This is a genomic window from Kitasatospora sp. NPDC004723, from assembly GCF_040609255.1.
Taxonomy (GTDB): domain Bacteria; phylum Actinomycetota; class Actinomycetes; order Streptomycetales; family Streptomycetaceae; genus Kitasatospora.
Map to the genome: position 1 here is coordinate 1 of NZ_JBEXJT010000055.1, position 23,139 is coordinate 23,139.

At 72.6% G+C, this 23,139-nt stretch carries 29 protein-coding genes and 2 pseudogenes; 15 read left to right on the forward strand and 16 right to left on the reverse strand.

What is annotated here, in order from left to right; genetic code table 11:
• A pseudogene (locus ABZW10_RS33700) lies at positions 1-288 on the forward strand (saccharopine dehydrogenase); the annotation flags it as partial.
• 310 nt (positions 289-598) lie between these two features.
• Here the strand turns inward: ABZW10_RS33700 and ABZW10_RS33705 are convergent.
• A complete protein-coding gene (locus ABZW10_RS33705; RefSeq protein WP_355373816.1) occupies positions 599-784 on the reverse strand; it encodes a hypothetical protein in 186 nt (61 codons plus the stop codon).
• A 255-nt stretch (positions 785-1,039) separates the two neighbouring features.
• Between ABZW10_RS33705 and ABZW10_RS33710 the strand changes: the two genes are divergently transcribed.
• The gene (locus ABZW10_RS33710; RefSeq protein ID WP_355373819.1) at positions 1,040-1,393 is read left to right on the forward strand and encodes a hypothetical protein; all 354 of its coding nucleotides are present in this window, start codon (positions 1,040-1,042) and stop codon (positions 1,391-1,393) included.
• Positions 1,394-1,495: 102 nt separating this feature from the next.
• On the opposite strand, the gene ABZW10_RS33715 is transcribed toward ABZW10_RS33710, so the two are convergent.
• Positions 1,496-1,876 carry a hypothetical protein gene (locus tag ABZW10_RS33715; protein WP_355373958.1) on the reverse strand — a complete coding sequence of 127 codons (381 nt, stop codon included), beginning with the start codon at positions 1,874-1,876 and terminating at the stop codon, positions 1,496-1,498.
• A 292-nt stretch (positions 1,877-2,168) separates the two neighbouring features.
• Between ABZW10_RS33715 and ABZW10_RS33720 the strand changes: the two genes are divergently transcribed.
• Together ABZW10_RS33720 and ABZW10_RS33725 are read left to right on the forward strand one after the other, a co-directional pair.
• A complete protein-coding gene (locus ABZW10_RS33720) occupies positions 2,169-2,975 on the forward strand; it encodes a hypothetical protein (protein WP_355373821.1) in 807 nt (268 codons plus the stop codon).
• Positions 2,976-3,218: 243 nt separating this feature from the next.
• Positions 3,219-3,557: pseudogene (locus ABZW10_RS33725) on the forward strand (transposase); the annotation flags it as partial.
• Between the two features lie 28 nt (positions 3,558-3,585).
• On the opposite strand, the gene ABZW10_RS33730 reads toward ABZW10_RS33725, so the two are convergent.
• From ABZW10_RS33730 to ABZW10_RS33745, 4 genes are read right to left on the reverse strand one after another with little or no spacing between them, the layout of a single operon-like run.
• Positions 3,586-4,470 (reverse strand): hypothetical protein, encoded by an 885-nt coding sequence (locus tag ABZW10_RS33730; RefSeq protein ID WP_355373824.1) that lies wholly within the window; start codon positions 4,468-4,470, stop codon positions 3,586-3,588.
• Between the two features lie 47 nt (positions 4,471-4,517).
• Positions 4,518-4,775: a hypothetical protein gene (locus tag ABZW10_RS33735; RefSeq protein WP_355373827.1), complete on the reverse strand. Its 258-nt coding sequence runs from the start codon at positions 4,773-4,775 to the stop codon at positions 4,518-4,520.
• Positions 4,776-4,827: 52 nt separating this feature from the next.
• Positions 4,828-5,199 (reverse strand): hypothetical protein, encoded by a 372-nt coding sequence (locus tag ABZW10_RS33740; protein WP_355373830.1) that lies wholly within the window; start codon positions 5,197-5,199, stop codon positions 4,828-4,830.
• Complete coding sequence (locus tag ABZW10_RS33745) at positions 5,196-5,666, reverse strand: hypothetical protein (protein WP_355373833.1); 471 nt, start codon at positions 5,664-5,666, stop codon at positions 5,196-5,198. The genes ABZW10_RS33740 and ABZW10_RS33745 overlap by 4 nt, the downstream gene beginning before the upstream one ends.
• Positions 5,667-5,831: 165 nt before the next feature.
• Here ABZW10_RS33745 and ABZW10_RS33750 point away from each other — a divergent pair, with 165 nt between their 5' ends.
• Positions 5,832-6,119 (forward strand): hypothetical protein, encoded by a 288-nt coding sequence (locus ABZW10_RS33750; protein ID WP_355373836.1) that lies wholly within the window; start codon positions 5,832-5,834, stop codon positions 6,117-6,119.
• Positions 6,120-6,547: 428 nt separating this feature from the next.
• On the opposite strand, the gene ABZW10_RS33755 is transcribed toward ABZW10_RS33750, so the two are convergent.
• A complete protein-coding gene (locus ABZW10_RS33755) occupies positions 6,548-6,895 on the reverse strand; it encodes a hypothetical protein (protein ID WP_355373839.1) in 348 nt (115 codons plus the stop codon).
• A gap of 162 nt (positions 6,896-7,057) precedes the next feature.
• Between ABZW10_RS33755 and ABZW10_RS33760 the strand changes: the two genes are divergently transcribed.
• Together ABZW10_RS33760 and ABZW10_RS33765 are read left to right on the forward strand one after the other, a co-directional pair.
• Entirely contained in the window at positions 7,058-7,339 is a 282-nt protein-coding gene (locus ABZW10_RS33760; RefSeq protein ID WP_355373842.1) for a hypothetical protein, read from the forward strand.
• Positions 7,336-7,737, forward strand: a complete 402-nt coding sequence (locus ABZW10_RS33765) for a hypothetical protein (RefSeq protein WP_355373845.1) — start codon at positions 7,336-7,338, stop codon at positions 7,735-7,737. The genes ABZW10_RS33760 and ABZW10_RS33765 overlap by 4 nt, the downstream gene beginning before the upstream one ends.
• Positions 7,738-7,769: 32 nt before the next feature.
• On the opposite strand, the gene ABZW10_RS33770 is transcribed toward ABZW10_RS33765, so the two are convergent.
• Positions 7,770-7,967: a hypothetical protein gene (locus ABZW10_RS33770; protein WP_355373848.1), complete on the reverse strand. Its 198-nt coding sequence runs from the start codon at positions 7,965-7,967 to the stop codon at positions 7,770-7,772.
• A 109-nt stretch (positions 7,968-8,076) separates the two neighbouring features.
• On the opposite strand from ABZW10_RS33770, the gene ABZW10_RS33775 reads away from it, so the two are divergent.
• From ABZW10_RS33775 to ABZW10_RS33785, 3 genes are all read left to right on the forward strand, one after another.
• On the forward strand, positions 8,077-8,406 hold the full coding sequence (locus ABZW10_RS33775; protein WP_355373851.1) for a hypothetical protein: 330 nt from the start codon (positions 8,077-8,079) through the stop codon (positions 8,404-8,406).
• Positions 8,403-10,082: an alpha/beta hydrolase gene (locus ABZW10_RS33780; RefSeq protein ID WP_355373853.1), complete on the forward strand. Its 1,680-nt coding sequence runs from the start codon at positions 8,403-8,405 to the stop codon at positions 10,080-10,082. Before ABZW10_RS33775 ends, ABZW10_RS33780 begins: the two co-directional genes overlap by 4 nt.
• A 173-nt stretch (positions 10,083-10,255) precedes the next feature.
• A complete protein-coding gene (locus ABZW10_RS33785; RefSeq protein WP_355373856.1) occupies positions 10,256-10,711 on the forward strand; it encodes a hypothetical protein in 456 nt (151 codons plus the stop codon).
• A 432-nt stretch (positions 10,712-11,143) separates the two neighbouring features.
• Here the strand turns inward: ABZW10_RS33785 and ABZW10_RS33790 are convergent, their stop codons facing one another.
• Together ABZW10_RS33790 and ABZW10_RS33795 are read right to left on the reverse strand one after the other, a co-directional pair.
• Positions 11,144-11,650: a hypothetical protein gene (locus tag ABZW10_RS33790; RefSeq protein WP_355373859.1), complete on the reverse strand. Its 507-nt coding sequence runs from the start codon at positions 11,648-11,650 to the stop codon at positions 11,144-11,146.
• Positions 11,647-12,330 (reverse strand): hypothetical protein, encoded by a 684-nt coding sequence (locus ABZW10_RS33795; protein ID WP_355373862.1) that lies wholly within the window; start codon positions 12,328-12,330, stop codon positions 11,647-11,649. The genes ABZW10_RS33790 and ABZW10_RS33795 overlap by 4 nt, the downstream gene beginning before the upstream one ends.
• 9 nt (positions 12,331-12,339) lie before the next feature.
• Between ABZW10_RS33795 and ABZW10_RS33800 the strand changes: the two genes are divergently transcribed.
• On the forward strand, positions 12,340-12,465 hold the full coding sequence (locus ABZW10_RS33800) for a hypothetical protein (RefSeq protein WP_355373864.1): 126 nt from the start codon (positions 12,340-12,342) through the stop codon (positions 12,463-12,465).
• A gap of 324 nt (positions 12,466-12,789) precedes the next feature.
• On the opposite strand, the gene ABZW10_RS33805 is transcribed toward ABZW10_RS33800, so the two are convergent.
• The gene (locus ABZW10_RS33805) at positions 12,790-14,151 is read right to left on the reverse strand and encodes a VCBS repeat-containing protein (RefSeq protein ID WP_355373867.1); all 1,362 of its coding nucleotides are present in this window, start codon (positions 14,149-14,151) and stop codon (positions 12,790-12,792) included.
• Positions 14,152-14,627: 476 nt separating this feature from the next.
• Between ABZW10_RS33805 and ABZW10_RS33810 the strand changes: the two genes are divergently transcribed.
• Positions 14,628-14,972 (forward strand): DUF6193 family natural product biosynthesis protein, encoded by a 345-nt coding sequence (locus tag ABZW10_RS33810; RefSeq protein ID WP_355373870.1) that lies wholly within the window; start codon positions 14,628-14,630, stop codon positions 14,970-14,972.
• Between the two features lie 1,546 nt (positions 14,973-16,518).
• Here the strand turns inward: ABZW10_RS33810 and ABZW10_RS33815 are convergent.
• Complete coding sequence (locus ABZW10_RS33815; protein ID WP_355373961.1) at positions 16,519-17,508, reverse strand: LuxR C-terminal-related transcriptional regulator; 990 nt, start codon at positions 17,506-17,508, stop codon at positions 16,519-16,521.
• A gap of 159 nt (positions 17,509-17,667) precedes the next feature.
• Between ABZW10_RS33815 and ABZW10_RS33820 the strand changes: the two genes are divergently transcribed.
• Positions 17,668-18,054 carry a hypothetical protein gene (locus tag ABZW10_RS33820; RefSeq protein WP_355373873.1) on the forward strand — a complete coding sequence of 129 codons (387 nt, stop codon included), beginning with the start codon at positions 17,668-17,670 and terminating at the stop codon, positions 18,052-18,054.
• A 122-nt stretch (positions 18,055-18,176) separates the two neighbouring features.
• A complete protein-coding gene (locus ABZW10_RS33825) occupies positions 18,177-18,374 on the forward strand; it encodes a hypothetical protein (protein WP_355373876.1) in 198 nt (65 codons plus the stop codon).
• An 856-nt stretch (positions 18,375-19,230) separates the two neighbouring features.
• Here the strand turns inward: ABZW10_RS33825 and ABZW10_RS33830 are convergent.
• The 3 genes from ABZW10_RS33830 to ABZW10_RS33840 are packed head-to-tail and all read right to left on the reverse strand — an operon-like array spanning position 19,231 to position 20,264.
• Positions 19,231-19,539: a zeta toxin family protein gene (locus ABZW10_RS33830; protein ID WP_355373879.1), complete on the reverse strand. Its 309-nt coding sequence runs from the start codon at positions 19,537-19,539 to the stop codon at positions 19,231-19,233.
• 45 nt (positions 19,540-19,584) lie between these two features.
• Positions 19,585-19,977 carry a hypothetical protein gene (locus ABZW10_RS33835; protein ID WP_355373882.1) on the reverse strand — a complete coding sequence of 131 codons (393 nt, stop codon included), beginning with the start codon at positions 19,975-19,977 and terminating at the stop codon, positions 19,585-19,587.
• Entirely contained in the window at positions 19,974-20,264 is a 291-nt protein-coding gene (locus ABZW10_RS33840) for a hypothetical protein (RefSeq protein WP_355373885.1), read from the reverse strand. Before ABZW10_RS33840 ends, ABZW10_RS33835 begins: the two co-directional genes overlap by 4 nt.
• 172 nt (positions 20,265-20,436) lie before the next feature.
• Here ABZW10_RS33840 and ABZW10_RS33845 point away from each other — a divergent pair, with 172 nt between their 5' ends.
• Positions 20,437-21,603, forward strand: coding sequence for a hypothetical protein (locus tag ABZW10_RS33845; protein WP_355373887.1), 1,167 nt, complete (start codon positions 20,437-20,439; stop codon positions 21,601-21,603).
• A gap of 750 nt (positions 21,604-22,353) precedes the next feature.
• On the opposite strand, the gene ABZW10_RS33850 is transcribed toward ABZW10_RS33845, so the two are convergent.
• Positions 22,354-23,097 carry a hypothetical protein gene (locus ABZW10_RS33850; RefSeq protein ID WP_355373890.1) on the reverse strand — a complete coding sequence of 248 codons (744 nt, stop codon included), beginning with the start codon at positions 23,095-23,097 and terminating at the stop codon, positions 22,354-22,356.
• Positions 23,098-23,139 lie beyond the last annotated feature (42 nt).

The window sequence follows — 23,139 nt, forward strand, 5'->3', positions numbered from 1 at the left end:
GTCGCGGCCCCTGACACGCCGACACCGGCCGTGGTCGACGAGCGCGGGCGGTCCGCCCAGACCTTCCTCGTCGACGTCGTCGTGCGCTCGGGCGGGGCCGAACGACGCGTCGTGGCCCGCGGTCAGGACATCTACGCCGTCACCGCGCCACTCGTGGTGGAAGCCGTCGACCGCATCCTCACCGGCCGGACCCATGCGCTCGGCGTCGCCTCGGCGGGAAAGGTCTTCGACGCGCCCGACTTTCTTCGCGCGCTGTCCCCGCACATCACCCTGGAACCGCGTCCATAGCCAGCCGACCGGCGATTCCCAGTACCGGTCTTGTTCAGGTCGCCCATCGAAGCGCTCAGTCACACGAAAGCAAAAGTCCCGACCGCCTCTCGGCGGCCGGGACTTTTCTATTTCTGCGAGCTCTCGCGTGAATTCACCGACGAAAGGGCGAGCCGCTCTCCGTCGTCACGGTGCTGGTGATCGGCCCGGTCGCCTGTGTCCCGCGCCTGCCCGGCCGCAGCGGCCCGCCGCGTCTTCGTCGCCTCGTCGAGAGCAGTGTCGAGGCCTGGTGGATCTGTTGGAGGGGCCGGTCAGTCGGGCCGCCGGGGCGTTACCCGCGCCCGGCCGTCTTGGGCTCGGCCAGCAGCGTGGCCACGGTCTGCGGGCTCGGGCTTTCCGGGACCGGGGCGGTGGTCTCGATCCGTTCGCGTGTCTCGGTCGGCGGGTCGCGGGCCGTGGCGGCGGGCTGGTCGAGCCGCGCGGTGCAGGCCGGAGGCGGGGTCAGGTCGTCGTCCATGCCGCGATGATGGCTCGGGCGGGTGCCGTCCAAGCTGGAACGCCGCAGGACCGCGGCGGGGGCACCGAGCGGGTGGGACGATGCCCCCATGAGGATCCTTCAGGAGCGCTCGCGGATCTGGCGCGGTGAGGGCGGCCCGTAGACGTGGTGTGCGGGGTTGGGCCGTATACGCGACCTGCTCGCCGGCCGCTGGCCGGACGGGCACTTCCGGTACGAGCACGACGCCGGCCGTGGGGTGCTCGCCGATGGCGTCGCGTGCTCGCCACCGCCCTGTACCTCGTCGCCGCCGAGCCCGGCACCGACCCTGCCGACGCCACCCGCGACCAGGTCGAGACGCTGGCCCGGCGCCAGGACGGGGAAGGCGCCGGCGACACCGTGCGCCGCTGGGAGGAGCGCCTGGTCGCGCTCGGCCACGACCTCGCGGACGGGCGCGACCCGGTCAGCGCCCGGTGGCGCGTCCTGCGCACCGACAACAGCCCGGCCGACCGCCACGCCGACGCCCTCGATGACCCCCATGCCCTCGATGAGGATGTCCTCCACCGCCAGGGTCGCGGAGTCGTCGAAGGCCTCGACTACGTCCTCAGCGCCGACCTCGGCTTGCGGTTCTGACAAGCGCTGCTGCGCCGGTCGGGCCTGCGCCACGGCCACACAGTGAGGCACTGTCGGCCGGCTCGCCGTGCCCGGCCTGCCGCAGGCTCGACCCGCAGCCGTCTACGAGAGCGTGGGCCGGCGGCGGCGGGAACGTGCGGCGTGCTGCATCTCGGCTTCGGCCACAGGCCGGCGCCCCGCGGCCGGGTCCTGGCGGACCCGCTCCTCCAGGGCGGTGGACACCCGGTAATAGGTCTCGTCGTACGCCTCGATCAGCTGGTGGGTCCACATCCCCGGGACGACGTCCCGGCCGAGGAGCTCCCGCTCGACCCCGTCGGCCTGCTCCCCGTGCCCGGCCTGGCGCAGCATCCGCACCGCCTCGGCGAGCATCCGGTCGGCGCCGCCGGTCATCTGGTGCACCGCGTACAGGTGGCCGCGGGCCCGCTCGGTGTACTCCAGCGTCTTCGACAGCATCCCCAGCGCCTCGACGGTCGCGTCGTCCATCCCCGCCGGCCGGCGGTGTGCCTCGTCCGGCTCGTCCGGCTCGTCCGCCCGGCTCCCGCCATCCCCGGCCTCGCTCACCGCCGTCTCCTGCCGCACTCGGCGGTCCGATCTGCCGGATCGGCACGGGAAATGGTCTGTCTGTCCCGGCCGTTAGGATTCCAGGGCCCGCACCCGCGTTCCGTCGAGTGAGCACCTCCACGAGCAGCGGTGCGGGGCTGTGGATTCATTTGCGAGAGCCCATGAGACGGTCCGCAGGTCGCGGGCCGTCCGTGACCAGTGGAGTTCGAACAGCATGAGACCTGGACGTCTGCGCCCCCACATGTACATAGGAGCCCTCCTCACAGTCGGGTTCCTGGCTGGCTGCTCCTCGTCGGACGGGTCGGCCGAGCCGACGCGTCCGGAGTCGTCGTCCGGCCGGCCCGCGCAGGGGAGCGCCGGCCCGAAGGAGTCGTCCCCGGCCTTCGCCACCCCGGCCGAGTGCGACGGTCTTCAGCTCAAGGGCGGTACGACCTTCGCCGGTTCGGCCCTGTCGAAGTGTCTGGTGGCCGCCCTGAAGGCCTACGGATCGGGAACGGAGTCCGTGCAGTCGGGGGACGAGGCGGGGACCTCGCGGTTCGTCTTCGGGGACCATCCCGCGTTGGCCGGATCGATGGCGGGGCCGGAGGGGGAGAAGGCGTACGTCTTCAAGGGCGAGGACGAGTGGATCAGGACACCAGGGCTCGGCAAGTGGGTCAAGGGGGACAAGAACAGCAGCGACCCGCAGGAGCAGATCGTGGCTGCCACGGGGAAGCTCTACCGCGCGCTCGCCGATCCGGAGGTGACGGCCCAGATGGTCGCGTCGGCGCCGGAGTGGACCGTCGAGCAGGAGCGGCCTGTGATCTCCCTGGAGAACGGGGAGGACGTCACAGCGTGGCGGATCGTGAACATGAAGCCGTACACGTTCCTGGGCGCGGCCGTGCGGGAGCACATTCTCTGGTTCGGGGACGACTTCACGCCCTACGGCGGTCAGGCCGAGTCCCGGACGGGCGGCGTGCTGAGCACGACCACGCAGCACTTCTACGACCTGGGCAAGCCGGTGACGATCGAGGCGCCTGAGTAGGCCCGCGGGACCGCGGACCTGTCACGTCCTGCGCCCGGCGTCCCGGGGCGCGGGACGCCGGCGGACAGGCTCCTACAGCGGGACGACGACGAGGGCCGTATCGTCGTCGGCGCCCGCCGCCGGCAGCAGGGCGTCGGCGGGCGCCTCGGCCCCGCCCTGGCCCCGTGGTGGCGGGTCAGGGCGGCGGCGAGCCTGGAGAGGCCGGTGTCGATGTCCTCCCTGTTGACGGAACGGGATGCCCCGCCGGTGTGGTGATGGTCCCCCAAGACCGGCGCCACCTCGGACGACGTGGACCGTTTCCGGCAGGCGTTCTCCGCCGCTTCGATCTGGAGCACACCTTCCGCTTCGCGAAGCAGACCCTCGGCTGGACCGCTCCGAAACTCCGTACTCCTGAGGCGGCGGACCGCGGGACCTGGATCCTGATCACCTCCGATCGGCTCACCCCGGCCCGGGTCCGCCGGGGGTCCAGGAACATCCGCGCTCACCTCGCCTGCCCGACCCGTGTTCCCAAACCCCGTTGGCGCCGGGCCCGGACGGCCACCCGGCGCCAAGAACAAACACCGGGCACCCCGCTACGACGTCGGCAAGACCGTCAAACGCCCCGAGACCCTCAAGGCCATCGGCAAGCCTGGAAGACCGTGGCAGATAAAGAACAAGCCCACCGTTCCTCGCCGTGCCGGGCGAGGATGTCGCGGGCCCTGCGGGCGCGGTAGTCGTCCTCGACGGCGCGCCAGTCGCCGGTGATGAGGTACCGGCGGCAGGCCAGGAACAGCTCCGGGTCCTCCCCGATGTCGTCGGCGTAGACCGCCAGGACGGTCAGGGCGCTGCGGTCGGAGAGGTGCGCGGGCACGAGGCGTAGGGCGATCTCGCCCAGTGCCCGGTCGTTCTGTTGCTGCTCGGCGGCCAGGGTCCGGCCGGTGGTGACGTGGCGCCGCCATGTCTCGGTGTCGTATCCGTCCGGCCCGCCGGCGACGGCGAGCTCGGCGATCGGCACGTCCGGGCGCTCGCGTAGTTCGGCGACGGCGCCGGCGACGATCTCGCCGACCCGGCCGGGCTTCAGCGGCGCGGCGCCGGCCTCGGCCTGGGCGTCGGCCAGGCGCTCGGCGATCAGGGCGGTGAGTTCCGCGATCCGGCCCTTGAGGTCGACGACCGCCCGCACCGGTAGCACCAGGCCGGTGTCCCACGCGTGGGACAGCTCGGGGCCGGCTTGGCGGGCGACGACGCCCTCGATCGCCTCGGCCGCGGCCGCCAGGTCGAGCAGCCGGTAGGCGGTCGATCGGCTCACCCCGAACTCGGCGCTCGCGTACGCGGCCCATCCGCCGTACCCGGGGGCGGTCCACACCCGTGCCCGGTGCGCGGCGCGCACCCGCGCGGCCAGGACCAGGACGGCGGAGCGGACCTCCTCGATCGCATCCCGCAGTTCCCCGGTCAGCCGCCGGGCCTCGGCCTGCGAGACCGGGCCGACGAGCTCGCGGTGCCGGTCGCGCTCGCCCATACCCGGCACCTTCCCCGGACCGGGCGCCGGAACCCGCCGCGGACGGATCAGGCTGTGGCCGGGTCCTGCGCCGGGTCCGCCGGCCGGGCGGCCTGCTTCAGCTTCATGGCGGCCTCGTGCCGGTTGCCGGCCTTGGCCCAGAACGAGTGGGCGTACGGCTCGGCGCCGACCTCGGCGAGCGCGAACCGCTTCTCCTCGGTCGGGTCGCCGGTCCAGGCGGACTCGGCGGCGTACCACCGCCGCTGAAGTTCCAGCAGGTCAGAGGGGAACTCGGTGTCGGATACGAGCCCATCGAAAGATCGCACATCCGTGCGGCCGGCGGTGCGGCACCCCGTGTCGGGCACGGGGTGCCTGCGGTCAGCCCGACTCCGGCAGCAGCGGACCCGTGGGCCAGGCGTGGCCAAGGGCGAGCATCCCCCGGCGTACCGCTTCCAGGTCCGCCCGCGCGCCGTTGAGCCGCTCGGCCATCGCGGTCAGGTCCTTCGGGTGAGGTCCCTGCTTGCACAGCCGGCCGAACTCGGCCCGCACGTGCACGCCGACGGCCAGCGCTTCGCCGACGGTCACCGGCTCCCCGCCGCGTACGTCGGCCCACCGCTGCCGGGCACTTTCGGCCCGCTGCCGAGCGGCCTTGAGGGCGGCGTCGGCCGCGTAGGACTCGTGGAAGAGGAACTTCTCGGCGGCGTCGAGCGCAGCCCGGGTGTCGGCGGCCGTGGCCTGCTGGCCGGTCACGGTGCAGCCGTCCCGCGGCCGGAGCTCGACACCTTGAAGTTCCCGACGTAGCGATTCGCCGATCCCCGGTCGAGCGTGATGCCGTAGGTGAGCAGCTCGAGGAGCAGCGCCTCGGCGACAGCGTTGCGGTTGCGCGGGTCACCAGGCCGTACGCGCAGGCGATACAGCAGTTCCAAAGCGCCCTTCTTTGTCGCACAGGCCGCCAACCGCTTCCCCAAGGTCTCCTCGTCGTCCGGGGTTCGGGCAGGTGGCACGGTGACGGCTGCCGGGCCGGCAGGAGTGGCCGTCAGACGACTGAGTTGGGCCTCGATCACTGCGAAGGCGACGCCGGCCGGGGCGGCCAGGCTCAGCTGCACGCGCAGCTGCTCCTCCGCGTCGACCACAGCCACGCGGGCCTCAAGCACGCGGTCCACGCTCCGGACCAGCTGTTCTCGGGCGTTCTCGACCGGGGTGTCGGTTGCTGTCACGACCGACGAACGAGCACGGTCCTAAGAGGACACCGCCTGCGACCCGTCCGGAGGACAGACCCGGGTTGCCGGGCTCGGCCCACAGAGGCGGCCGGGGCCGCTGCCGTCGACACCACAGGGCCCGGCCCGGCGCTGGGAGATGCCGACAGGGAGAAGGTGGTGGGGATGAGCGCCCAGCCCGCCGAACACGGGCACGGCGGTGGCTTCGGGCTGCCGCCGATGAACACGGTGCGGGAACTGCGCGCCGCGCTGCGCGCCGGCCACGGCTACCCCGGCGACGCCGAGCGCCTGGACGCCGAACTCGCCGAGCAACTGCTGCGCCGCGTGCCGGTCGACCGGCTCGGCCAGGTCCCCGCCGTGGTGGACCTGGTCGCGGTCGCCGAGATCGTCGCCGCCTACCGCAGCCGCGTGCTGCTGGCCGCCGCCCGGACCGCCCGCCGACCCGGGCCCTGACCCGTGTTCCGCGAGGCGCGGCGTCGTTGGAGCGGGCATGGATGACGGCCTCGGGTTCGACCGGGTCCAGGTGCGCCCGGAGCTGGGCGCCGGCCCGCTCGGCTGCACGGGCTGCGCGCGGACGCTGCTGATGTTCCAGATGCTGGCCGGGCCGGGGGAGTCGGCCGCGCCGGGCGCCGGCCTCGACTGCGGGACGCTGACAAGCGACGTCGCCGCCCTGGTCGACCTGCCTCCGCCCTGGTCGACCTGCCTCCGCCCTGGTCGACCTGCCCCCGCTCGACGGCCGCCCGGCCCGGCCGACCGGACGCCACCGCCGAACCTGACCCGGCGGCACTCGCCACCCGCCCTGTTCCAGCACCGCTGGTGCGCCGCTGACCTTTGCCAGGTGACCTTGACCTGTGGGTGGGGCGAGGAGGCCAGTGGCCGCGTCAGGAGCGTCGCCGGCGGCGGACGGGTGTGTCGTGGACGGCGGCGGCGATCTCCGCGACGCAGGTCAGCGCCGGTTGTGCTGCTGCGGGGACTTCCCGGTCGGTCCAGCGGTGGAAGTAGGCCTGTGCGTGCGCGGCGAGTTCGTCAGGCCTGGGAACCCCTGTCGGGCGCAGGGCGATGACCTGTCCCTTGCCGACCAGGTGCAGTTCGAGCGGGCGGGCCGACGAGTCGAAGGCGGCCACGATGTCGTCGATGAAGTCAGGTTCGGTCAGCCCCTGGAGTTCGTTGTCGTCCGCGCACGGCATCACCCAGCCGTCGTCGTCCACCAGCAGGCACGGAAACCCCACAGGACTGATGTGTTCAACCGGAGGACGTCGGCGGCGGTGCAGGTGTTGCAGCAGGCGAGGACGGCGGATCGGCATAGCCCGATCATGACGGACCTCGGCCTGCCCCCTCCACTGGCGGTCACGATCAGGTGGCAATTGGTCACGATCGCCTGTCAGAGGTCAGTGACCGACCAGCAGGCCACCAGCGGGAGCCGGCATGTCGTCGAGGCCGTGACCGGGCTGCTGGCGTGCCACGAGCACCTCGGCGACGAGGTGCTGGCCCTGTGGGCCGCCGAGAAGGCGACCACGGCCGAAGGCCGGCTCGCCGCCATCCGGTGGATGCGGACCGGCCTGCGCGACGCCGTCGACCTCCTCGCGGAGGGTATCCAGTTGCTGACCGCCGTCCACGGCAGCGCCGTGCTCGCCATAGACGGCGTGGTGATGGCGCCGACGGCACTCCCGTGACCCTGCTGCCCGCTCTGCGCCCGCAGCAGGAGCTGCTGCTGGAGGCCTGGGAACTCGTGCATGAGTCGGTGGACCGCCTCGAGGGCAAGGTCTTCGCGGCGACGAAGCGCAGTCCGGGCCTGGCCGTCGCGCGGGTGCCGGGCCGGACCAGTGTCGCGTTGCTGAGGCTGCGGGACGGTGTCCTCGCGATCGGCTGCGAGCTGGCCGGGCGAGGTCTCGATGAAGACGCGGCGGAGTGCCGGCATTCTGCTGAGGTTCTGGCGCGGCTGGAGGCCCGAGTCTGCCCGCCGCCCGCCGCCGTTCCCCGGCCCGCGGCCGAGCAGGTGGTGGCCGCGATCCGGGCCGATCCCGCCATTGCCCAGGCCGCGGCTGGCGCCCTTCAGAGCGCCGACGGCTGAACCATTCACCAGGGGAGGGCGGCCCCGGTCGCCTACCGCCCCGGGGCGGCGCCGTCGATCGCGGCGAGCAGCCGGGCGTGGACGGCGGTGGCCGCTTCCCGGGTGGCCGGTCCTCGCTCTTCAACTGGGGGCGCGATCAGCTCGGCGGCCGCGGCGAGGACCGGTACCGAAACGGTCGCCTCGCGCAGGTGTCGGAGCGGGTAGGCGTCCCGCCGAGGTGGCCTGAGCACGGGTCGGTTGACTTCATCTCATATGGGATGAGTACTTATACGGATGGGAATCGGCTGATCACCGCCATAGGCTTTTCGCTGACCGAGGAACTGTCGGGAGGGGAACGCAGTGGGGCATCTCAAGGTCGATACAACGGAGATCCACATGTCCGCGGGGGTGGCGAAGGCCATCGGTGAGGATCTCCGGAAGCCTTGTCAGGCGGCCGTTACGGCCAGCCAGGCGGCCGCCGGTCAGCTGGCGGGCTGGTCGGTGGCGGCGCGGCTTGGCCGGGTGGCGGGGGAGTGGGCGCCCGTGCTGACGGGCGTCAGCGATCGCCTCAAGCAGACAGGCGACAACCTGACCGCCACGGCGCTGGCCTACAAGAGCAACGAGAACGCCGTCGCCACTGTGTGGACGACGCAGAAGATCAGCGAGGCATGGGAGAAGCCGGGACAGTGAGCAGCAACAGCAGCAACCTGTTCGAGCTTCTGATGCGCTTCGACCCGACCAGCCTGCACGATGCCGCCAAGGCGTGGCGCGATCTGTCCAACGGAGCGCAGTCCGCCGAAAACAGGCACCGTAGTCAGGTGAACGGTCCGCTGCGGCAGGCGAAGTGGGAGGGAGAGGACGCGCAGAAGGCGTTCTACGCCCTGGGCCGGAACGAGCAGATCCTGGAGATCCTGAGGGTCGAGTCCGGCGCTGTCGTGCTGACCTTGGACACGGTCGCCGAGCGGATGTACCAGGCGCAGACCAACCTCAAGAACGCGGTGCACCGCGCCGAGGAATGGGGTCTGACGGTCGGTGCCGACGGGACGGTGAACCTGCCGCCGCTGGGCGAGGGCGAGCGGAACGACCCGGATGCCGCATCCAGCTCTGAGCGCAGGGCGCTGACGACCCTGCGGGGGGACGTTCAGGAGCGGATCAACAAGGCACTGGCCGACGCGAAGCAGGCGAGCGAGCAGGGCGACCGCGCCCTCGGCAGGCTCGATGCCAGCATCCTGACCCGCCCGCGTGTGTTCGGCTCCGCTGCGGAGACCGCCAGCGATGTGCGGGAGGTGGCGAAGGACCTCGGTCTGGCCGACCCGTACGTCCCGGACAACAAGGACCCGCAGAAGTCCGCCGACTGGTGGAAGTCGCTGACCCCCGAGCAGCAGAGCACCTACGTTGCGCTCTACCCGGACCGGATCGGGCAGCTGGACGGCCTGCCCGCCGAGGCACGGGACGAGGCCAACCGGCTCGTCCTCGACCAGCAGTTGGACGAGCTGAAGGCCGGCAACGCACGCGGGAGCGGACTGACCGCGGATGAGTACAACGCCCGCGAACAGACGTTGATGAAGCTCAAGGACCAGCTCGACCAGCACGACAACGCGGCCGAGGACAAACGAGTGTTCCTGCTCGGTCTCGACGCCACGGCCTACGGCGGCGATGGCAAGGTGATCGTCGCGATGGGCAATCCCGACACCGCCGACCACACCGCCGTTCTGGTGCCGGGAACGGGAACGACGATCGGCAGTACAGGAGGCCAGCTCGGGCGCGCCAGTGACCTGCAGGAGGCCGCGAAGAATGCGTCGAAAGGGACGAATCAGAAGGTTTCGGTGATCTCGTGGCTGGGTTACGACGCTCCCGAGGTCCCGGTCGTGCAGGAGCAGAACCTCTCCGTGGCCTGGGATTCCCGGGCCAAGGACGGGGCGGAGGCCCTGCGCCAGTTCACCCACGGCACCCGGGTCGCCCAGGGCGACCATCCCAGTCACCTCTCGGTGTTCGGCCACAGCTACGGAACGACGCTCGTCGGTGCGGCCGCCGCAGGCGGGCAAGGACTCGGTGCTGACGAGATCGTCGCTGTCGCGAGTCCTGGAATGACCGTTGACCGTGCCTACAAGCTCCAGGTCGACCCGAACCACTTCTGGACCGGCAGAGCCGAAGACGACCGTATCGCTTGGGTCTCGGGGTACAGCCTCGGCTTCGACCCGATACGCGGCGAGTTCGGCGGGCAGCAATTCGAGGTCGACACATCCGGGCACAGCGGTTACTGGGACGACGGCAGCAAGAGCGTCGACAACCAGGGCCGCATCATGGTCGGGAAGAAGCCGACCATACTTCCCCGGCTGACCGCCAACCCGCCGGGTCCCCTGTGATCACCGGGTCGGGCCGGCCACGGCCCGGCTGCTCGGTCCTCACCCTGGTTCCAGCCGCAAGGAATTCCACTGTGCCATTCCCCCTGCCGCGACCCACTGACCGACCCGTGGGAGCCCGGCGACTCGGCGTCGCCGCGCTGGCGCTCTGCCTGCCCCTGCTCCTCGGAGGATGCATGTCCACCACGTCCGGCGCCAACGATCCGCTGCCCGTCAAGGCCCGCCAGGAGGTCCAGGACTGGGCGCAGCACATGACCGAGTACATGGCGCAGAGCGCCGGTGTCGCCCTCGACGCCGGCAGCGCCGAGCCTTTCTTCAACGACTGCGTCGGCAAGAACGACGAGGTCGCCCAGGACGGCCGGTACAAGATGTCGTACGCGGTCTACAGCTCCGCCCCGCTCGAGCAGCACCCTGAGGCGGTGCGCAAGGTCCGCACGATGCTCGAACAACAGGGCTTCGAGATCGACGGCTATCGGGAAACCACGGACGGCAAAGTGGACACGGTCCTCGACGCATCCCAGACGTCGAGCCGATACCTGATCACTGTCGAGACCACGACCGGAGGGCTACTGCTCTTCCGGGTCAAAACCCCCTGCCTGATGCCTCCCACAGCACCGGGGACGACCGGCTGACTTCTATGAGGCGTTCAGCCGGGACGTCGGCGGGAAGGGGGGACGATCCTCCTGCGCGGAGGGCTGTTTCAGTCCTAGGACTGTCCCACCCCGTTTTGCCTGGTCGAAGCATGCAGTAGCGGGCTGGGACAGCAGATCCGGGCGGTTACCGCCCCGGGGCGGCGCCGTCGATCGCGGCGAGCAGCCGGGCGTGGACGGCGGTGGCCGCTTCCCGGGTGGCCGGGTCCTCGCTCTTCAGCTGGGGGCGATCAGTTCGGCGGCCGCGGCGAGGACCGGTACCGGGACGGTGGCCTCGCGCAGGTGGAGGAGTTGGGAGGCGGCGCGTTCGCCGGGGGTGGCCTGGGCGCGTCGGGGATCAGGGAGGTGAGGCCCCGGGGCAGGGGCTGGCTGCTGGTCACCCGGCTCATCCTTCCGTGCCCCGGGTACCGGTGATCACCACGGCCGGTCGTCGGGTTCCTCGTCAGGCAGGGGGCCGTGGTGGTGGCGGGCGATGGCCTCCAGCAGTGTCCGGCGGGCCTGGCGCCGGCGGATGTCCTCGGTGCGGCCGGCGTCGGCGGCCCATTCGGGCAGCGGCCGGTCCTGCGCGGCCGCGGTGAGCGCGCGGCCGAGTTCGCCGATCGCGTGCTGCCAGGCGGCGAGCCGGCGGCGGAGCCCGCCGACGAGGTGGTCGACGGCCGCCGCCGGATCGGCGCCGAACGCGCGGGCCTCGGCGGCGGTCTCCGCCAGCACGTCCTCGTCCAGGCCGTCGAAGGCGTCCCGCCACCCAGCGGCCTCGGCTGCCGCCTCGAACCGCTCCAGCACGCCGCGCAGCGTGGCGTCGACGGCCTGCGGCGACCAGGGCGGCGGGGTGCGGGGCGCGCGGACGGCGTCGGCGAGTACCCGGGCGGCGCCGGGGCCGAGTGCCCGCCGGGCGCGGCGGGTGGGTGGAGGCGTTGTCACGCCGGTCGCGGGAGCGTGGGGTCGGGGGTGCCGTCGCCGTTCGCGCCGCCCAGGTCCTCGGCCACACGCAGGTCCAGCTCGGCGGCGATGAGGTGCAGGTGCTCCCACTGGTCGGGGTCGAGGCCGAGCGCGGGATCGCCGGCCACCCGCAGCAGGGCGGCGGCCGCGATGCCGGGGCCAGCGGCGGCGAGCGCGTTGTGCAGGGCCTGCGCGCGCGCCCGCTCGCCGTACCCGTCCTGGTAGTGCAGGGCGATCTCGAAGGACTCGGCGGCGTGGTCGAAGACGCTCTGGTAGGTGAGGTGGTCGAGCGGATCGGCATGGTCATAGCCGAGAGTCCTGGGCCGCCGCGCGGGGCACGTGCCGGCGGCGCCGGCGGCGGTGGCGATCCGGCCGGCCTCGGTGGCGGCGGCCAGCTCGCCGGTGAGCGCGGTGAGCGCGGTGAGCTCGGCCGTCAGGTCGCCCAGCACGCAGGACGGGAAGGCGGCGGCGATCGCGCAGACCGTGATCAGCGGCATCCGCTCGCCAGGGTGGAGCTCGGGCCGGGTGCCGGTGGTGTGTGAGGCGCCGAGCACCACGCCCGCCGCCAGCGTGTAGCGCAGATCCTCGGCCGGCAGACCGTCACTGCCGGGGACGATCTCGCGGCTGCTCGCCCGGACGATCGCCTCGGCCGCCCGCTCCAAGGCCTGGGCGTGCTCTTCCTCGCCTTGGCGGCCAGCCCGCGCACCCACGCGGCCGCCGCCTCGCCCGCACCGGCGGCCCGCTGCAGCGCGCTGCGCCTGGTCCTCGCCGTCAGGGGCCTCAGTCTGGTCGGTTGATGGGTGTGGGGCTGGCGGGGTCTGGTGCCGGATGGTCCGGGGCTTGGTGGTCGGGCGCCGGGGGGATCCGTGTCGAGGCGGGCCGTGGGGTGGTGGGGGTGTTCGTCCCGTAGGCCCGACGCCCTGAACCCCCACCCCCACCCCCGCCCCCTCCCTCGCGAGCCGGATCCGGAGCCGGAGCCGGAGCCGGAGCCGGAGCGGGATCCGGATCCGGAGTGGGAGCCGGAGCGGGATCCGGAGCGGGGCGGCCGGGGGAGGTGTGGAACGCGCCGTGGCGCGGGGCGGGGGTTCCGCCCTGCGCCACGGTTGTGCGTGGGGTGCCGCTCAGATCAGGCCGCTGACGGAGGCGAAGTTGCCGCTCGCGAGCATGGAGTAGCCGCTGGTGCTCACGGTGCCGTTGCCGTTGCCCGCCCACATCAGCAGCTGGCCGTCCGAGAGCTTGCCGGCGATGTCCGTCTTGCCGTCGTTGTTGAAGTCCCCGGCGACCAGGTCGCTGACGGAGGCGAAGTTGCCGCTCGCGAGCATGGAGTAGCCGCTGGCGCTCACGGTGCCGTCGCCGTTGCCCGCCCACATCAGCAACTGGCCGTCCGAGAGCTTGCCGGCCACGTCCGCCTTGCCGTCGCCGTTGAAGTCGGCGGCCACCATGTCGGTGACCGAGGCGAAGTTGCCGCTCGCGAGCATGGTGTTCCCGGCCGCGCCGTTGACCGTGCCGTTGCCGTTGCCGGGCCACATCAGCAGCTGGCCGTCGGAGGTCTTGCCGGCGATGTCCACCTTGCCGTCTCCGTTGAAGTCGGCCGCGAGCAGACCGCTGACCGCGCCGAAGCCGGTGCCGGGCCACATCGCGTAGCCGCTGGTGCTCACGGTGCCGTTGCCGTTGCCCGCCCACATCAGCAGCTGGCCGTCCGAGAACTTGCCGGCCACGTCGGTCTTGCCGTCGCCGTTGAAGTCGGCGGCCACCATGTCGGTGACCGAGCCGAAGTTGCCGCTCGGGACCACGGAGTAGCCGCTGGTGCTCACGGTGCCGTTGCCGTTGCCCGCCCACATCAGCAGCTGGCCGTCCGAGAGCTTGCCGGCGATGTCCACCTTGCCGTCGCCGTTGAAGTCGACCCTGGAGGCGGCGCCGCCGTTCGGCGGGGTCACCGCGTCGTCGACGATCTTCTTGTAGCGGAACGCCTTGTAGTCGCTGTTGGGGTGCGAGTCGAAGGTGGCGGCGTTGATGGAGATGTTGGAGTAGTGCTTCACCGGGGTCGAGCCGAAGGAGTAGTACGAGAACTTGGTGTGGGCGGCGTCGTCCCACTTCTCGAACAGGATGACGTGGTCGTAGAAGCTGTTCAGGATGTCGCCGGGCTTCAGGTCGGCGCGGGAGATCTCGGTCGAGTAGCCGGGCAGGGTCTGGGTGGTGAGGCTGGTGCCGAGGTGCCAGGCCATCGAGACGTATCCCGAGCAGTCGGTGCGGTAGTTGCGGCCCGAGGAGTCCGGGTAGCTCCCGCCCTGGTTGTACGTCAGCCCCTTGTCCAGCCAGTACTGGGCCCGGGCTATCACCTCGCTGCGGGTGATCTGGCCGTCCACCGTGGAGGTCGCGGCCACCGCGGCCGTGGTGGTGAACGCCGTGACGGCGACCGCGCCGGAGGCGGCGATGGAGGCGGCGAGAGCGATCCGGACGAGCTTGGAGACCTTCGAAGACATGGCAGTACCCCTGGGTGGCGTATACGGGTGAGTGGAGCCGGCCCGGCTGTCCTGCAGGAACAGCCGTGCCCGGTGGCCTGCGGAGGCTTGCGGCCGGTGTATCCGGCCGGCCTCCCTGGCGGCGTTCTCCAGCTTCGTCGCGGCTCAACGGGCGCGGAAGAGTCTTCGGCTGGACGGAACGGGCCCTGACCCGTTTCGTCCAGCCGGACGGCTGCCGGCTGCCGGCCCGGGGCGGTTGCCCGCCCCCGCACCCTGCCGGGTGAACGGACGGGCCGTCACGAAGGATCGAGGACAGGGGCCCCGGATGTTCCGATCCACCCGTGGGAAAGAAGGACCGCGGCAGCCGGAAATGTGGGCGGCCGGGACTTCCCGCAGGCTGCTGGAGGTTCTGACGGCCGTCACGTCCTTGAAGGATCGCCTCACAGGCCCTCAGGAACCGACTTGTCCCCAGCCCCGTGATCTTGGACGATCGCCTCATGCCTGAAGCCCCTGACACCCCCACCGCCTGGCGACAGCTACTGGAGTGCACTCCGGGGACCCGGCAAGGGGACCCGCTAGTCGTCGAAGCCGCGCATGCCCAGCCAAGACTCCGCAGCCTCTACCCATGGCCGAGCCACGGCACCCTGAAGTTCCTGCGATCCGCCCCGTCCTGGGATCGCTCGGACCCCGACGACCTGCCGTTCATCGTCTGCGGTGGGCCGCCCTACAAGGTCTACTCGACCGGATACGCCACCCTGCTCGGCGAAGCAGACACACCAGAGGAAGCCGCCGCCCTCGTGGTCGCTCATCTCCCGTCCGACGGCGCGAAATCAGACGAGTAGACCAGGCCAGCACCTGGGGAATTCCCTGACCGACACCCATGGGGAATTACGTGACCGTCCACACGGGTGCACCCTGGAACGGGCCTGTGGGGCGGTCGTCCTGCCCGCTGCCCGCTGCCCGCTGCCGCTGCCGGGTCCGCGCGGGCGCGCAGGAGCAAGGCAGCGCGTGCCGGTATTTGCGTTCCCCTGTGGCGTCCGGGGCGCGCGGACGAGCCGTTTCACCGGCGCGGAGCCGGCCGGCCGGCGGCAGCGCTCTCCGCCCACCTGAAGGCGGCGCCGGCCGGCCGGACGGCGGTGAGGACCCGCTGGGGCCCGACGGCCGACGCCCGGGAACGGGAGGCGACGCAGCGGCCGGCGGCGGGCTGCCCCGACGAGCGGCCGACCGTCACCCCGGCCCGCTGACCCGCCCGGCCCGCAGATTTGCGAACCATGTGCTTGGGACGGCTCTTTCCCCAGGTCGCCGACGGTGCTGGGGTGTTCGTCCGGTCACCTCGGAGAAAGGCCCCCGCGGCGCGCACGATCGTCGACGCGTTCCTCTGCGACTCCACGCGGGGCGATGACGGTCCGCCGGCGCACGGGCCCGGACCCGATCACCCTCCCCTGCACGCCTTCGACCGGATGCGGCGGCGCAAGATCCCGCGGGACAACCTCGACGGAGAGCCGAGCATCGTCGTGAACGCGAACGGCGACGTCCGCCTGCGCGTGGTTCCGGCCGCCCTCGGCGGCCTTCCACGGCCAGGATCCGGCGGAACGTGCCCCCTCTGCCTCCCAGAAGCCGGCCGCTGCGCTGTGCCGCTCGGCCGTCCCTGTGAAGCCCGTCCGGGTCGGGGGAGGACCGTCGGCGGGACCGGCCGTCGACGCCGGGCGCTTCGGCCGGTGGCGGCCGAGGAGTGTTCAACGGCCGCGTACGTGATCAGCCGCCGTCCCGCTGTTCCCGGCCTGGTGCTCCTGTGCGTTTCGCGCGCTCGGACCGGTCGCCTGCCGGTGGCCGGCGCCTTCTGCCGTCCCGGCCCGTCCGGTCCGGTCCCGTCCGGTCCGGTCCCGTCCGGTCCGGTCCGGTCCCGTCCGGTCCGGTCCCGTCCGGTCCGGTCCCGGCCCGTTCCGGCCCGTCCGGTCCCGTCCCGGCCCGTCCCGTCCCGTCCGGTCCGGTCCCGGCCCGTTCCGGCCCGTCCGGTCCCGTCCCGTCCTGTTTCGGCCCGGGGGCTTGTACCTCGTTCCGTCTTCCGGGGGGCGTGGGACGACGGACGCTGTCCGCGCTGACCCGAACCCCTGCTTGGGGTGGGACCGGCGGCGGCCGTGCACCCCGGGGAGTATCGCCCCGGGACCGGGTGCCAGGCGAAGCCCGGCCCGCGTGCCGTGACGGGCAGTGGTGCGCGCCGAGCGGGCCTGTCGGGTACGCGTGGATGCCGATGGCCGGGGCACCGGTGCCGGTGGCCGGCATCCCCCGGCCGAGCCGAACCGAGCCGAGCCGAACCGAGCCGAGCCGAGCCGAGCCGAGCCGAACCGAGGCCGAGCCGGGGCGGCTCGGCTCGGCCTCGGTCATGGGTCAGGGGGTGAGCCAGCCGGCGTGGGCGGCGCGGACGCCGGCCTGGAAGCGGCTGCGGGCGTCCAGGCGTTCCATGAGGTCACCCGCGATGCGGCGGGCAGTGCGCGGGGAGACACCCAGGCGCTTGGCGATGGCGTCGTCGGTGTGACCCTCGCCCAGGAGGGCGAGGGCGACCCGTTCCTGCGGGGTGAGGCCGTGGATGTCGGGCCGGGCGGTGGAACCGAGCGGCTGCGCGCTCTCCCACACCGTCTCGAACAGGGCGCACAGCGCGGTCAGGGTGCCCTGCCCGGTGAGGACGACGGCCCCGGCGGCGGTGTCGTCGCTGCGGATGGGGATGACAGCGGTGGCGCGGTCGACCACGATCATCCGGGTGGGCAGCGCGGGCGCGGTGCGTACCCGGCCGCCCTGGGCGGCGAGCCAGTTGACGTACTCGACGGTGTGCGGGCTGTTGCGCACGCTGTCCAGGTAGACGGTGCGCATCCGCACGCCCCGGCCCAGCAGGTCGAGGTCGAGGGGTTTGGCGGCCTTGATGTTCTCGGGCTTCTGCCCGCCGTCGGGCGCGAAGGTCATCACCTCCTCGCGCACCTGGCGGGTCAGTGCGGCGAGCCGGTCGCGGATGCGGTCGAGGCCGACCAACTGCTCGACGCCGGGGTGGCCGGTGGCCGGGCGCAGATCGGCGTACTCGGCGATCAGCTGCGCGGCCGCTGCCCGGGAGGCTTCGATCCGCTGCTGCTGGGCGGCCAGTTCCGCCTGCTGGCGGGCCATCAGGATCTCCATCCCGACCTCGGGGGAGACGGCGCGCAGTTCGCCCTCGCGGTCGGCGGAGGGGTGCAGCAGGCCCAGGGCGCTGAGGGTGTCCAAGCTCTGTCTGACCTGGGCCTCGGGCAGGGCGAGTCTCGCGCCGAGGGCGGCCACGCCGTCCTGCGGGTGGGCGAGCATTGTGCGGTAGACCTGCTCCGAGAGGTTGTCCAGACCCAGCGCGGTGAGCATCCCGTCCCCTGTGATGAACCCGTGTTCGATATTCACCTGATCATTTCACAATTGGTTCGGGGGCGGCCAGACGGCCTCGGTGGACGGTTCCGGCCAGGGACGCAACCGTCCATGTCCGTCCCCTTACAGGGCGATTGCCCGCTTCGGCATGATCGATCCATGTACCTCGTTCACGCCGCGCTGCGGCCCGTTTCGCGGGGCCGTCGGCTGCCCCGCGACGCCCGGGAACTCCTGCTGGCCGCCGCCCGCCCCGAGGAGGGGATCGAACACCTCGTCGTCCACCCGGACGCGGTCCCGGACCCGGTGCTCGGCATCTACCTCCTCGCCCGATCCCTCGCCGAGGCGGAGGAGCGCGGTGCCGTGTTCTGCCGCCGCGCGCTGGCGGCCGTGCCCGAGCTCGCGCACTGGAGGCCGGCCCGGGCGGCGGCCCCGCTCATCGCGCCGTTCTACGAACAGCTGCTGACGTGCCCCGCCGGTCCGGACGGTCCTGGCCGGAACGGTCCAGGGACGCTTCCGTCCAGTCGGGATCCCTTCCACCGGCCCTGACCAGCGACCAAGCTGGTGGTCGTCGGAAGGGAACACCGCCCGGACGACACGCCGGGAAAGCGTCACCGCGGGACGCCCACACCGGAACCACCCACCTGCGTCCCGTCGAGAGAGGCACCTCCATGTCCCGTACCACCGTCGTCGCCAAGGCCGCCGCGGTCGCCGCCCTCGCCCTCGCCGCCCTCGCCCCCGCCACCTCGGCCTGCGCCGCCGACCCGGCCGACACCGTTCAGCCGGCCGCCACCGCCCCGGCCGCCGCCCCGGCCGACACCGTTCAGCCGGCCGCCACCGCCCCGGCCGACAACATGATCTGGGGCTGACCCCGCCCGCCTTGGGGCATCACGCCGACCGGCCGCTTCCGCAGGGCAGCAGCCCCACCCCCGTGGCCGCTCAACTCCCCCCGCCGTAGCGCCCGCCGCCGCACCGCATCGCGGGAATCCTGATGGGCTGGTCCGCCGTCACGTGGGTCAGGTGTCCGTCCATCGGCAGGGGAGAGGACCTGGGACACCGTTGGCCGGGCCCGCGCAGCCGCAGGGCCGATCAACGACGCGCCGACTGCCTGCCCACGCCCACTCCACACCGTGCTCGGCGAGCTGTGTGACCCGGCCCGGAGTGAGCTTCGTCCGGCGGGCCTTCCGGCCGGTTGTCCGGGCCAGGTCCCCAAGGCGAAGCACGACACCACCATCTGATCCTCCCCTCCGCAGCCGGCCCCACGGCCCCCACCGGCTCCTTGCACGAGCGGGGGACCCGGGGCTCTCCCGCTCGACGAACTGGGCGAGCGCGGCCAGGCCCCGCCGGAACCGGTCGATGCAGGACAGTTCCGGCTGCGCCCCGGCGGCGGCCTTCGCCGCCACCAGCCCCTGGTCCTCCCCGACGCCGATCGCGGTCACCACGTCCTGGCCGAGCCCGGCCCAGCCGGCCCGCTGCGCCAGCACCCACCGGCCGAGCGGCTCGCCTTCGAAGACGACATCCCCGGGGCAGCTGCGCCCGGTCGACGCGGCCGTCGGCCTCCAGCCACCAGCGGCGGGCCGTGGCGTAGGCGCACTGCCAGGCGATCGGCCAGGCGGGGCACCACCAGGGGTCGATCTCCTCCAGCAGCCGCCCCCGGTGCGCGGAGAACGCCCCGGCCCTGGCGTGCGGGCGTGTTCGGCGCGCGGTGAGAGCGCCCGAAATCCTTCAGCGCAGGATCCGCCACCCGCACGGCCGCTGGTGCCGGTGCAGGCCCCGTACCCGCAGCGCTGCGAGGACGCCGACCAGGCGGGCGTCCTCGGCCAGGAACCGCGGGTAGTCGGGGTGGACGGCCTCGCAGGCGTCGCGGTCCACCCGCACCGCACCGCCCCGGGCGGCGAGCGCGGCGTGCACCAGGTCCACGACGAGCGTCTTGCCGCTGTCGGCCTGCCCGGCCACGAACACCACCACCGGCCGCTCCTGCCGAGCGGCCCCGGCCAGCACGGCGGCCAGGATCCCCTCGGTGAGAACGCGCACGCCCTCCCCGGCGGGGAGCCCGTCCCCTCACGCCCCCATCGGCACCTACTGCTCCAGCCGGGGGTCGTCGATGTTGACGGCGACGATCCCGGGCGGGTACAGCTCCGGCCGGGCCGTCAGGATCAGGTGCTGCTGCGGACGCACCGGAGTGGGCAGGCTCACGGCGATCGCGTGCGCCAGGTCCTGGCCCCGGTAGCCGTCGCGGACCATCGTCGCCACCACCACCGCGGCCGCCGCGTCCAGCGGCTCGAACTCGACCGCGGGCAGCGCCAGGACCGCGTGCGCCGTCCCCTCGTCCTTCACCTCGGCCTCGACCACGCACAGCGCCGGCACCAGCAGATGCTGGAACGGGCTCCCCAGCGCGGAGTCCACGATCCGGTGCAGGCGCTCGTGACCGGCGGCCAGCGCGGACAGGGCGCTCGAATCCACAATGATCACGTGCTGCGCCTCGGGGCGACCTTGGCGCGCGCGTCCGCCGCGGCGATGTCGTAGACCCGCTGTAGCAGGTCCGGGCCCTCGTCCAGTTCCGTGTCGGTGAGCGTCATCCCGAAGTGCTCCCGCATCAGCCGGCGGCCCTCGGCCACGCGCTCCGCGATCTGCTCCGCCGTGGGCTGCGCCTCCACCAGCAGGGCTACCTGGGCGCCGATCGTGGTGCCGCGGGACGCCGCGAGAGCGGCCAGCCGGTCACGTGTATCAGGGGAGACCTTGATCGTCGCATCGGCCATACCGCGGTCGTACACCGCTGGTACACCAGCGGTGTACCGACGTGGCGGTGCTGGATCGCCGGCTCCACGTTGGAGGGGCGGTCTGCCGATCGGCCGGAGCGTGTCGGTGGTGCTTTGTACGCTTCCCGTGCATGCCCGTGGGGGAGCGGGTCTTCGGGGAGGGATAAGGGTCATGGCGGTGCGCAGGCCGGTCGACGGTGAGGTGCATGTCCACTACGGGCAGATCTATGTCGAGAGTGATCCCGACAGTGTCGGCCCCGGTCTGGCGGAGGCGTTCGCGGGCCAGGACGCGGGGCTGTGCGGCGCGGCGATCCCCGGTGCGCTCTTTCTGGTGACCGGTCTGCATACCGGCAGTGTCCGGTTCACCGTCGAGGTGCACGACGCGGCGCCGGCGCCGGATCCGGTCTGGGAGGACGTCGTCGAGGTCTCCTTCCGCCCGGCCTCGCACCGCAGCAGGCTGATGCAGTGGGCGGGCGAGGCCTCCTGGGAGCTGGACCTGGGGGAGCGCGACTACCGGGTGCGGTACTGCGCGCACGGCATGGACGCGGGCCGAGGACGGGACACCAGGCTCGCCGGCGAGCCGCACGTGGACCGGTACCTCCTGCAGTTCTGGCCCGCCCCGCCGGGGCCGGCGCGCGTCCTGCGGCAGACCGCCGAGGCAGCGGCCCACTGGCACGACTACGCCCGCCGGCTCCCGCCCCCTCCCACCGAGCAGGAGCGCGCGCAGGAACGGCACGCACAGGACGCCGCCGCCCGGCAGCGGCGGGAGGAACTCGAACGGTGGCAGTGGGGCGGAACCGTACCGAGCCAGGCCCTGCGCGGTGTCGGCGGCAACGTCCACGGCCTGCTGGCCTTCGACGCGTCCCTGGTGCACGCGCTGGACGCCGCCGGCCCGCGGGTCCAGCGGCAGGTGGCGCTGCTCGCCGCCCGGCGGGCGTGCACGGCGGCCGGCCTCGCGGATCTCGACTGGGTCGCCGGCGCGCTCACCGCCCTCACCGAAGGCAGGCCGCTGCCGCCGCCGTTCGACGATCCCGCGCGCATGTGGGACGCCCTGGCCGGCGACCCGCGCGCTCCGCGCCACACGGTCGGCCTGGCGGTGCCGTCCGAGAACGCCCGGTCCACCGGGACCGTGATCTACTCCACGGCGGGTACCGCCACGGTGCCCGACCCGCCGCAGCGGGTGTCGCAGCCGCACATGGCCCTGCCCGCGCTGCTCGGCGCCGCCGCGCCGGACCCGCTCCGGGCATCAGTGGATGCCGTCTTCGCGGCCGTGGCCACGTACGGGGAAGAGCACTCGGTCCTGCTGGAGGAAGTCTGGTCGGTCGTCAGCGCGCAGTGACCACCCTGACGGTGCCGCACGCCGCGCCCGAGCCCGGGGAGGGCTGACTTGGACACCATGCACCTCGGTGCCGCCCCGGGAACCACCTGGGCGCTCCTGGTCCAGGCACCGGCGGCCCGGACTGCGGTTGTACCGGCCGGGCCCGACCGCCTGCTGGCCGAAGCCGCGGTGCGATGCGCGCTTCCCGTGGTGCTCGGCGGCGGGCGCGGCATTGCGGGGCGCTTGAACACGTGACTACCCCTAATTCTTCCGGGTGTCGCGGCCGTGCCGGGCTGCCATCGTCGGGGGCCACGAGAATCAGCTGGGTGATCACCTTGGGGCGGTCGGCCCGGTATTCCGGCTCCCCACGGTGAGCGGGGCCATTGCGGCGGCTGCGGGCGCACCTGCCGCACGCCACTCTCGTGGCCTTCCCGGTGTGCAGCGGCGACGACGAGCCCTCACTGATCGACATCAAGCGCCACTGCGCCGGGCAGCTGCCGCGGCATTCGATCGTCGACTTGTGCACGTCCTGCCGGAGCTGCCGCGTACCACGAACGGCAAGGTCGATCGCCGTGCACCGGCCACAATCGCTCCGCTGACGTAGTCACCGCACCGTCGATGGCTGACGAACGATCCCGCAGCTGAACAAGCGGAAGAACCCCAGGTCAGAGGCCCGACCCGGGGTTCGCCATGGATTCGCGTGCGGGATTCGAGCGAGGAGGTGGCGGCAGGGGAAGCGGGGATCGGTGGGCTTCTCCCTGGTCAGGACGTCTACTTCGAGGAGGCGTCGTATCGCCGCATCGCCCGCAGGCCACCGAACGCCGCGGCGACCGTCCAGAGCGCCATGATCAGCAGACCGGTCCAGTGCCCGTAGTGGACGCCGGCCTCGGTCTGCAAGCGCATCGCGTAGAGACCGCCCCGGTCGGGCAGGAACTGGCCGGCCTCGCGCACGCCGGGAATCGCGGCCAGCCAGGTGGTGCCCAGGAAGACCATGGGCGTGAGCAGGCCGAGCGCGGCAGTGAAGTTGCCCAGCATGGAGGTCAGGCCAAGGCACAGCACCACCATCAGCGGGTGGTAGAGCACGCCCGCCACGAAGCTCCGCGCCAGCCCCGGGGTGCCGAAATCCAGGCCGGCCGTCGCACCAACGGCGAGGAACGATACGCCGGTTGAGACCAGCCCGAGCAACAGCCCAAGCCCTGCGCCGAGCAGCAGCTTCGCGAGGTACAGGTGCCCGCGCCGGGGGATGACGGTGAGCGACACGCTGATCATCCGGGTGTTGAACTCCTGCCCGATCAACAGGATCCCCAGGCAGGCGATGGCCACATGGCCGAAGTTGAGGCCGTAGTAGATCGTGCTGGCCGGGTCCTTGCCGGACAGCCCGCCTTGTCCGGCCGCGGCGCCGAGAGCGGCGGAGATGCCGACGTTCAGCACCAGGGCGACCAGCGGGGCGGTCCATTGGGAAGGCAGGGTGACGAACTTGATCCGTTCGGCGCGTAGGACATGTGCCATGGTCATCGGTTTCTCGCTTCCCAAGAGGGGACGGCATCCCACGGGGGT

Bases quoted from the DNA above. Each gene is read 5' to 3' on its own strand.
- ABZW10_RS33705 (WP_355373816.1), bottom strand. From the start codon at position 784: ATGGACGACGACCTGACCCCGCCTCCGGCCTGCACCGCGCGGCTCGAC.
- ABZW10_RS33715 (WP_355373958.1), bottom strand. From the start codon at position 1,876: ATGGACGACGCGACCGTCGAGGCGCTGGGGATGCTGTCGAAGACGCTG.
- ABZW10_RS33720 (WP_355373821.1), top strand. From the start codon at position 2,169: ATGAGACCTGGACGTCTGCGCCCCCACATGTACATAGGAGCCCTCCTC.
- ABZW10_RS33730 (WP_355373824.1), bottom strand. From the start codon at position 4,470: ATGGGCGAGCGCGACCGGCACCGCGAGCTCGTCGGCCCGGTCTCGCAG.
- ABZW10_RS33750 (WP_355373836.1), top strand. From the start codon at position 5,832: ATGAGCGCCCAGCCCGCCGAACACGGGCACGGCGGTGGCTTCGGGCTG.
- ABZW10_RS33785 (WP_355373856.1), top strand. From the start codon at position 10,256: ATGTCCACCACGTCCGGCGCCAACGATCCGCTGCCCGTCAAGGCCCGC.
- ABZW10_RS33805 (WP_355373867.1), bottom strand. From the start codon at position 14,151: ATGTCTTCGAAGGTCTCCAAGCTCGTCCGGATCGCTCTCGCCGCCTCC.
- ABZW10_RS33810 (WP_355373870.1), top strand. From the start codon at position 14,628: ATGCCTGAAGCCCCTGACACCCCCACCGCCTGGCGACAGCTACTGGAG.
- ABZW10_RS33815 (WP_355373961.1), bottom strand. From the start codon at position 17,508: ATGCTCACCGCGCTGGGTCTGGACAACCTCTCGGAGCAGGTCTACCGC.
- ABZW10_RS33820 (WP_355373873.1), top strand. From the start codon at position 17,668: ATGTACCTCGTTCACGCCGCGCTGCGGCCCGTTTCGCGGGGCCGTCGG.
- ABZW10_RS33825 (WP_355373876.1), top strand. From the start codon at position 18,177: ATGTCCCGTACCACCGTCGTCGCCAAGGCCGCCGCGGTCGCCGCCCTC.
- ABZW10_RS33840 (WP_355373885.1), bottom strand. From the start codon at position 20,264: ATGGCCGATGCGACGATCAAGGTCTCCCCTGATACACGTGACCGGCTG.
- ABZW10_RS33845 (WP_355373887.1), top strand. From the start codon at position 20,437: ATGGCGGTGCGCAGGCCGGTCGACGGTGAGGTGCATGTCCACTACGGG.
- ABZW10_RS33850 (WP_355373890.1), bottom strand. From the start codon at position 23,097: ATGACCATGGCACATGTCCTACGCGCCGAACGGATCAAGTTCGTCACC.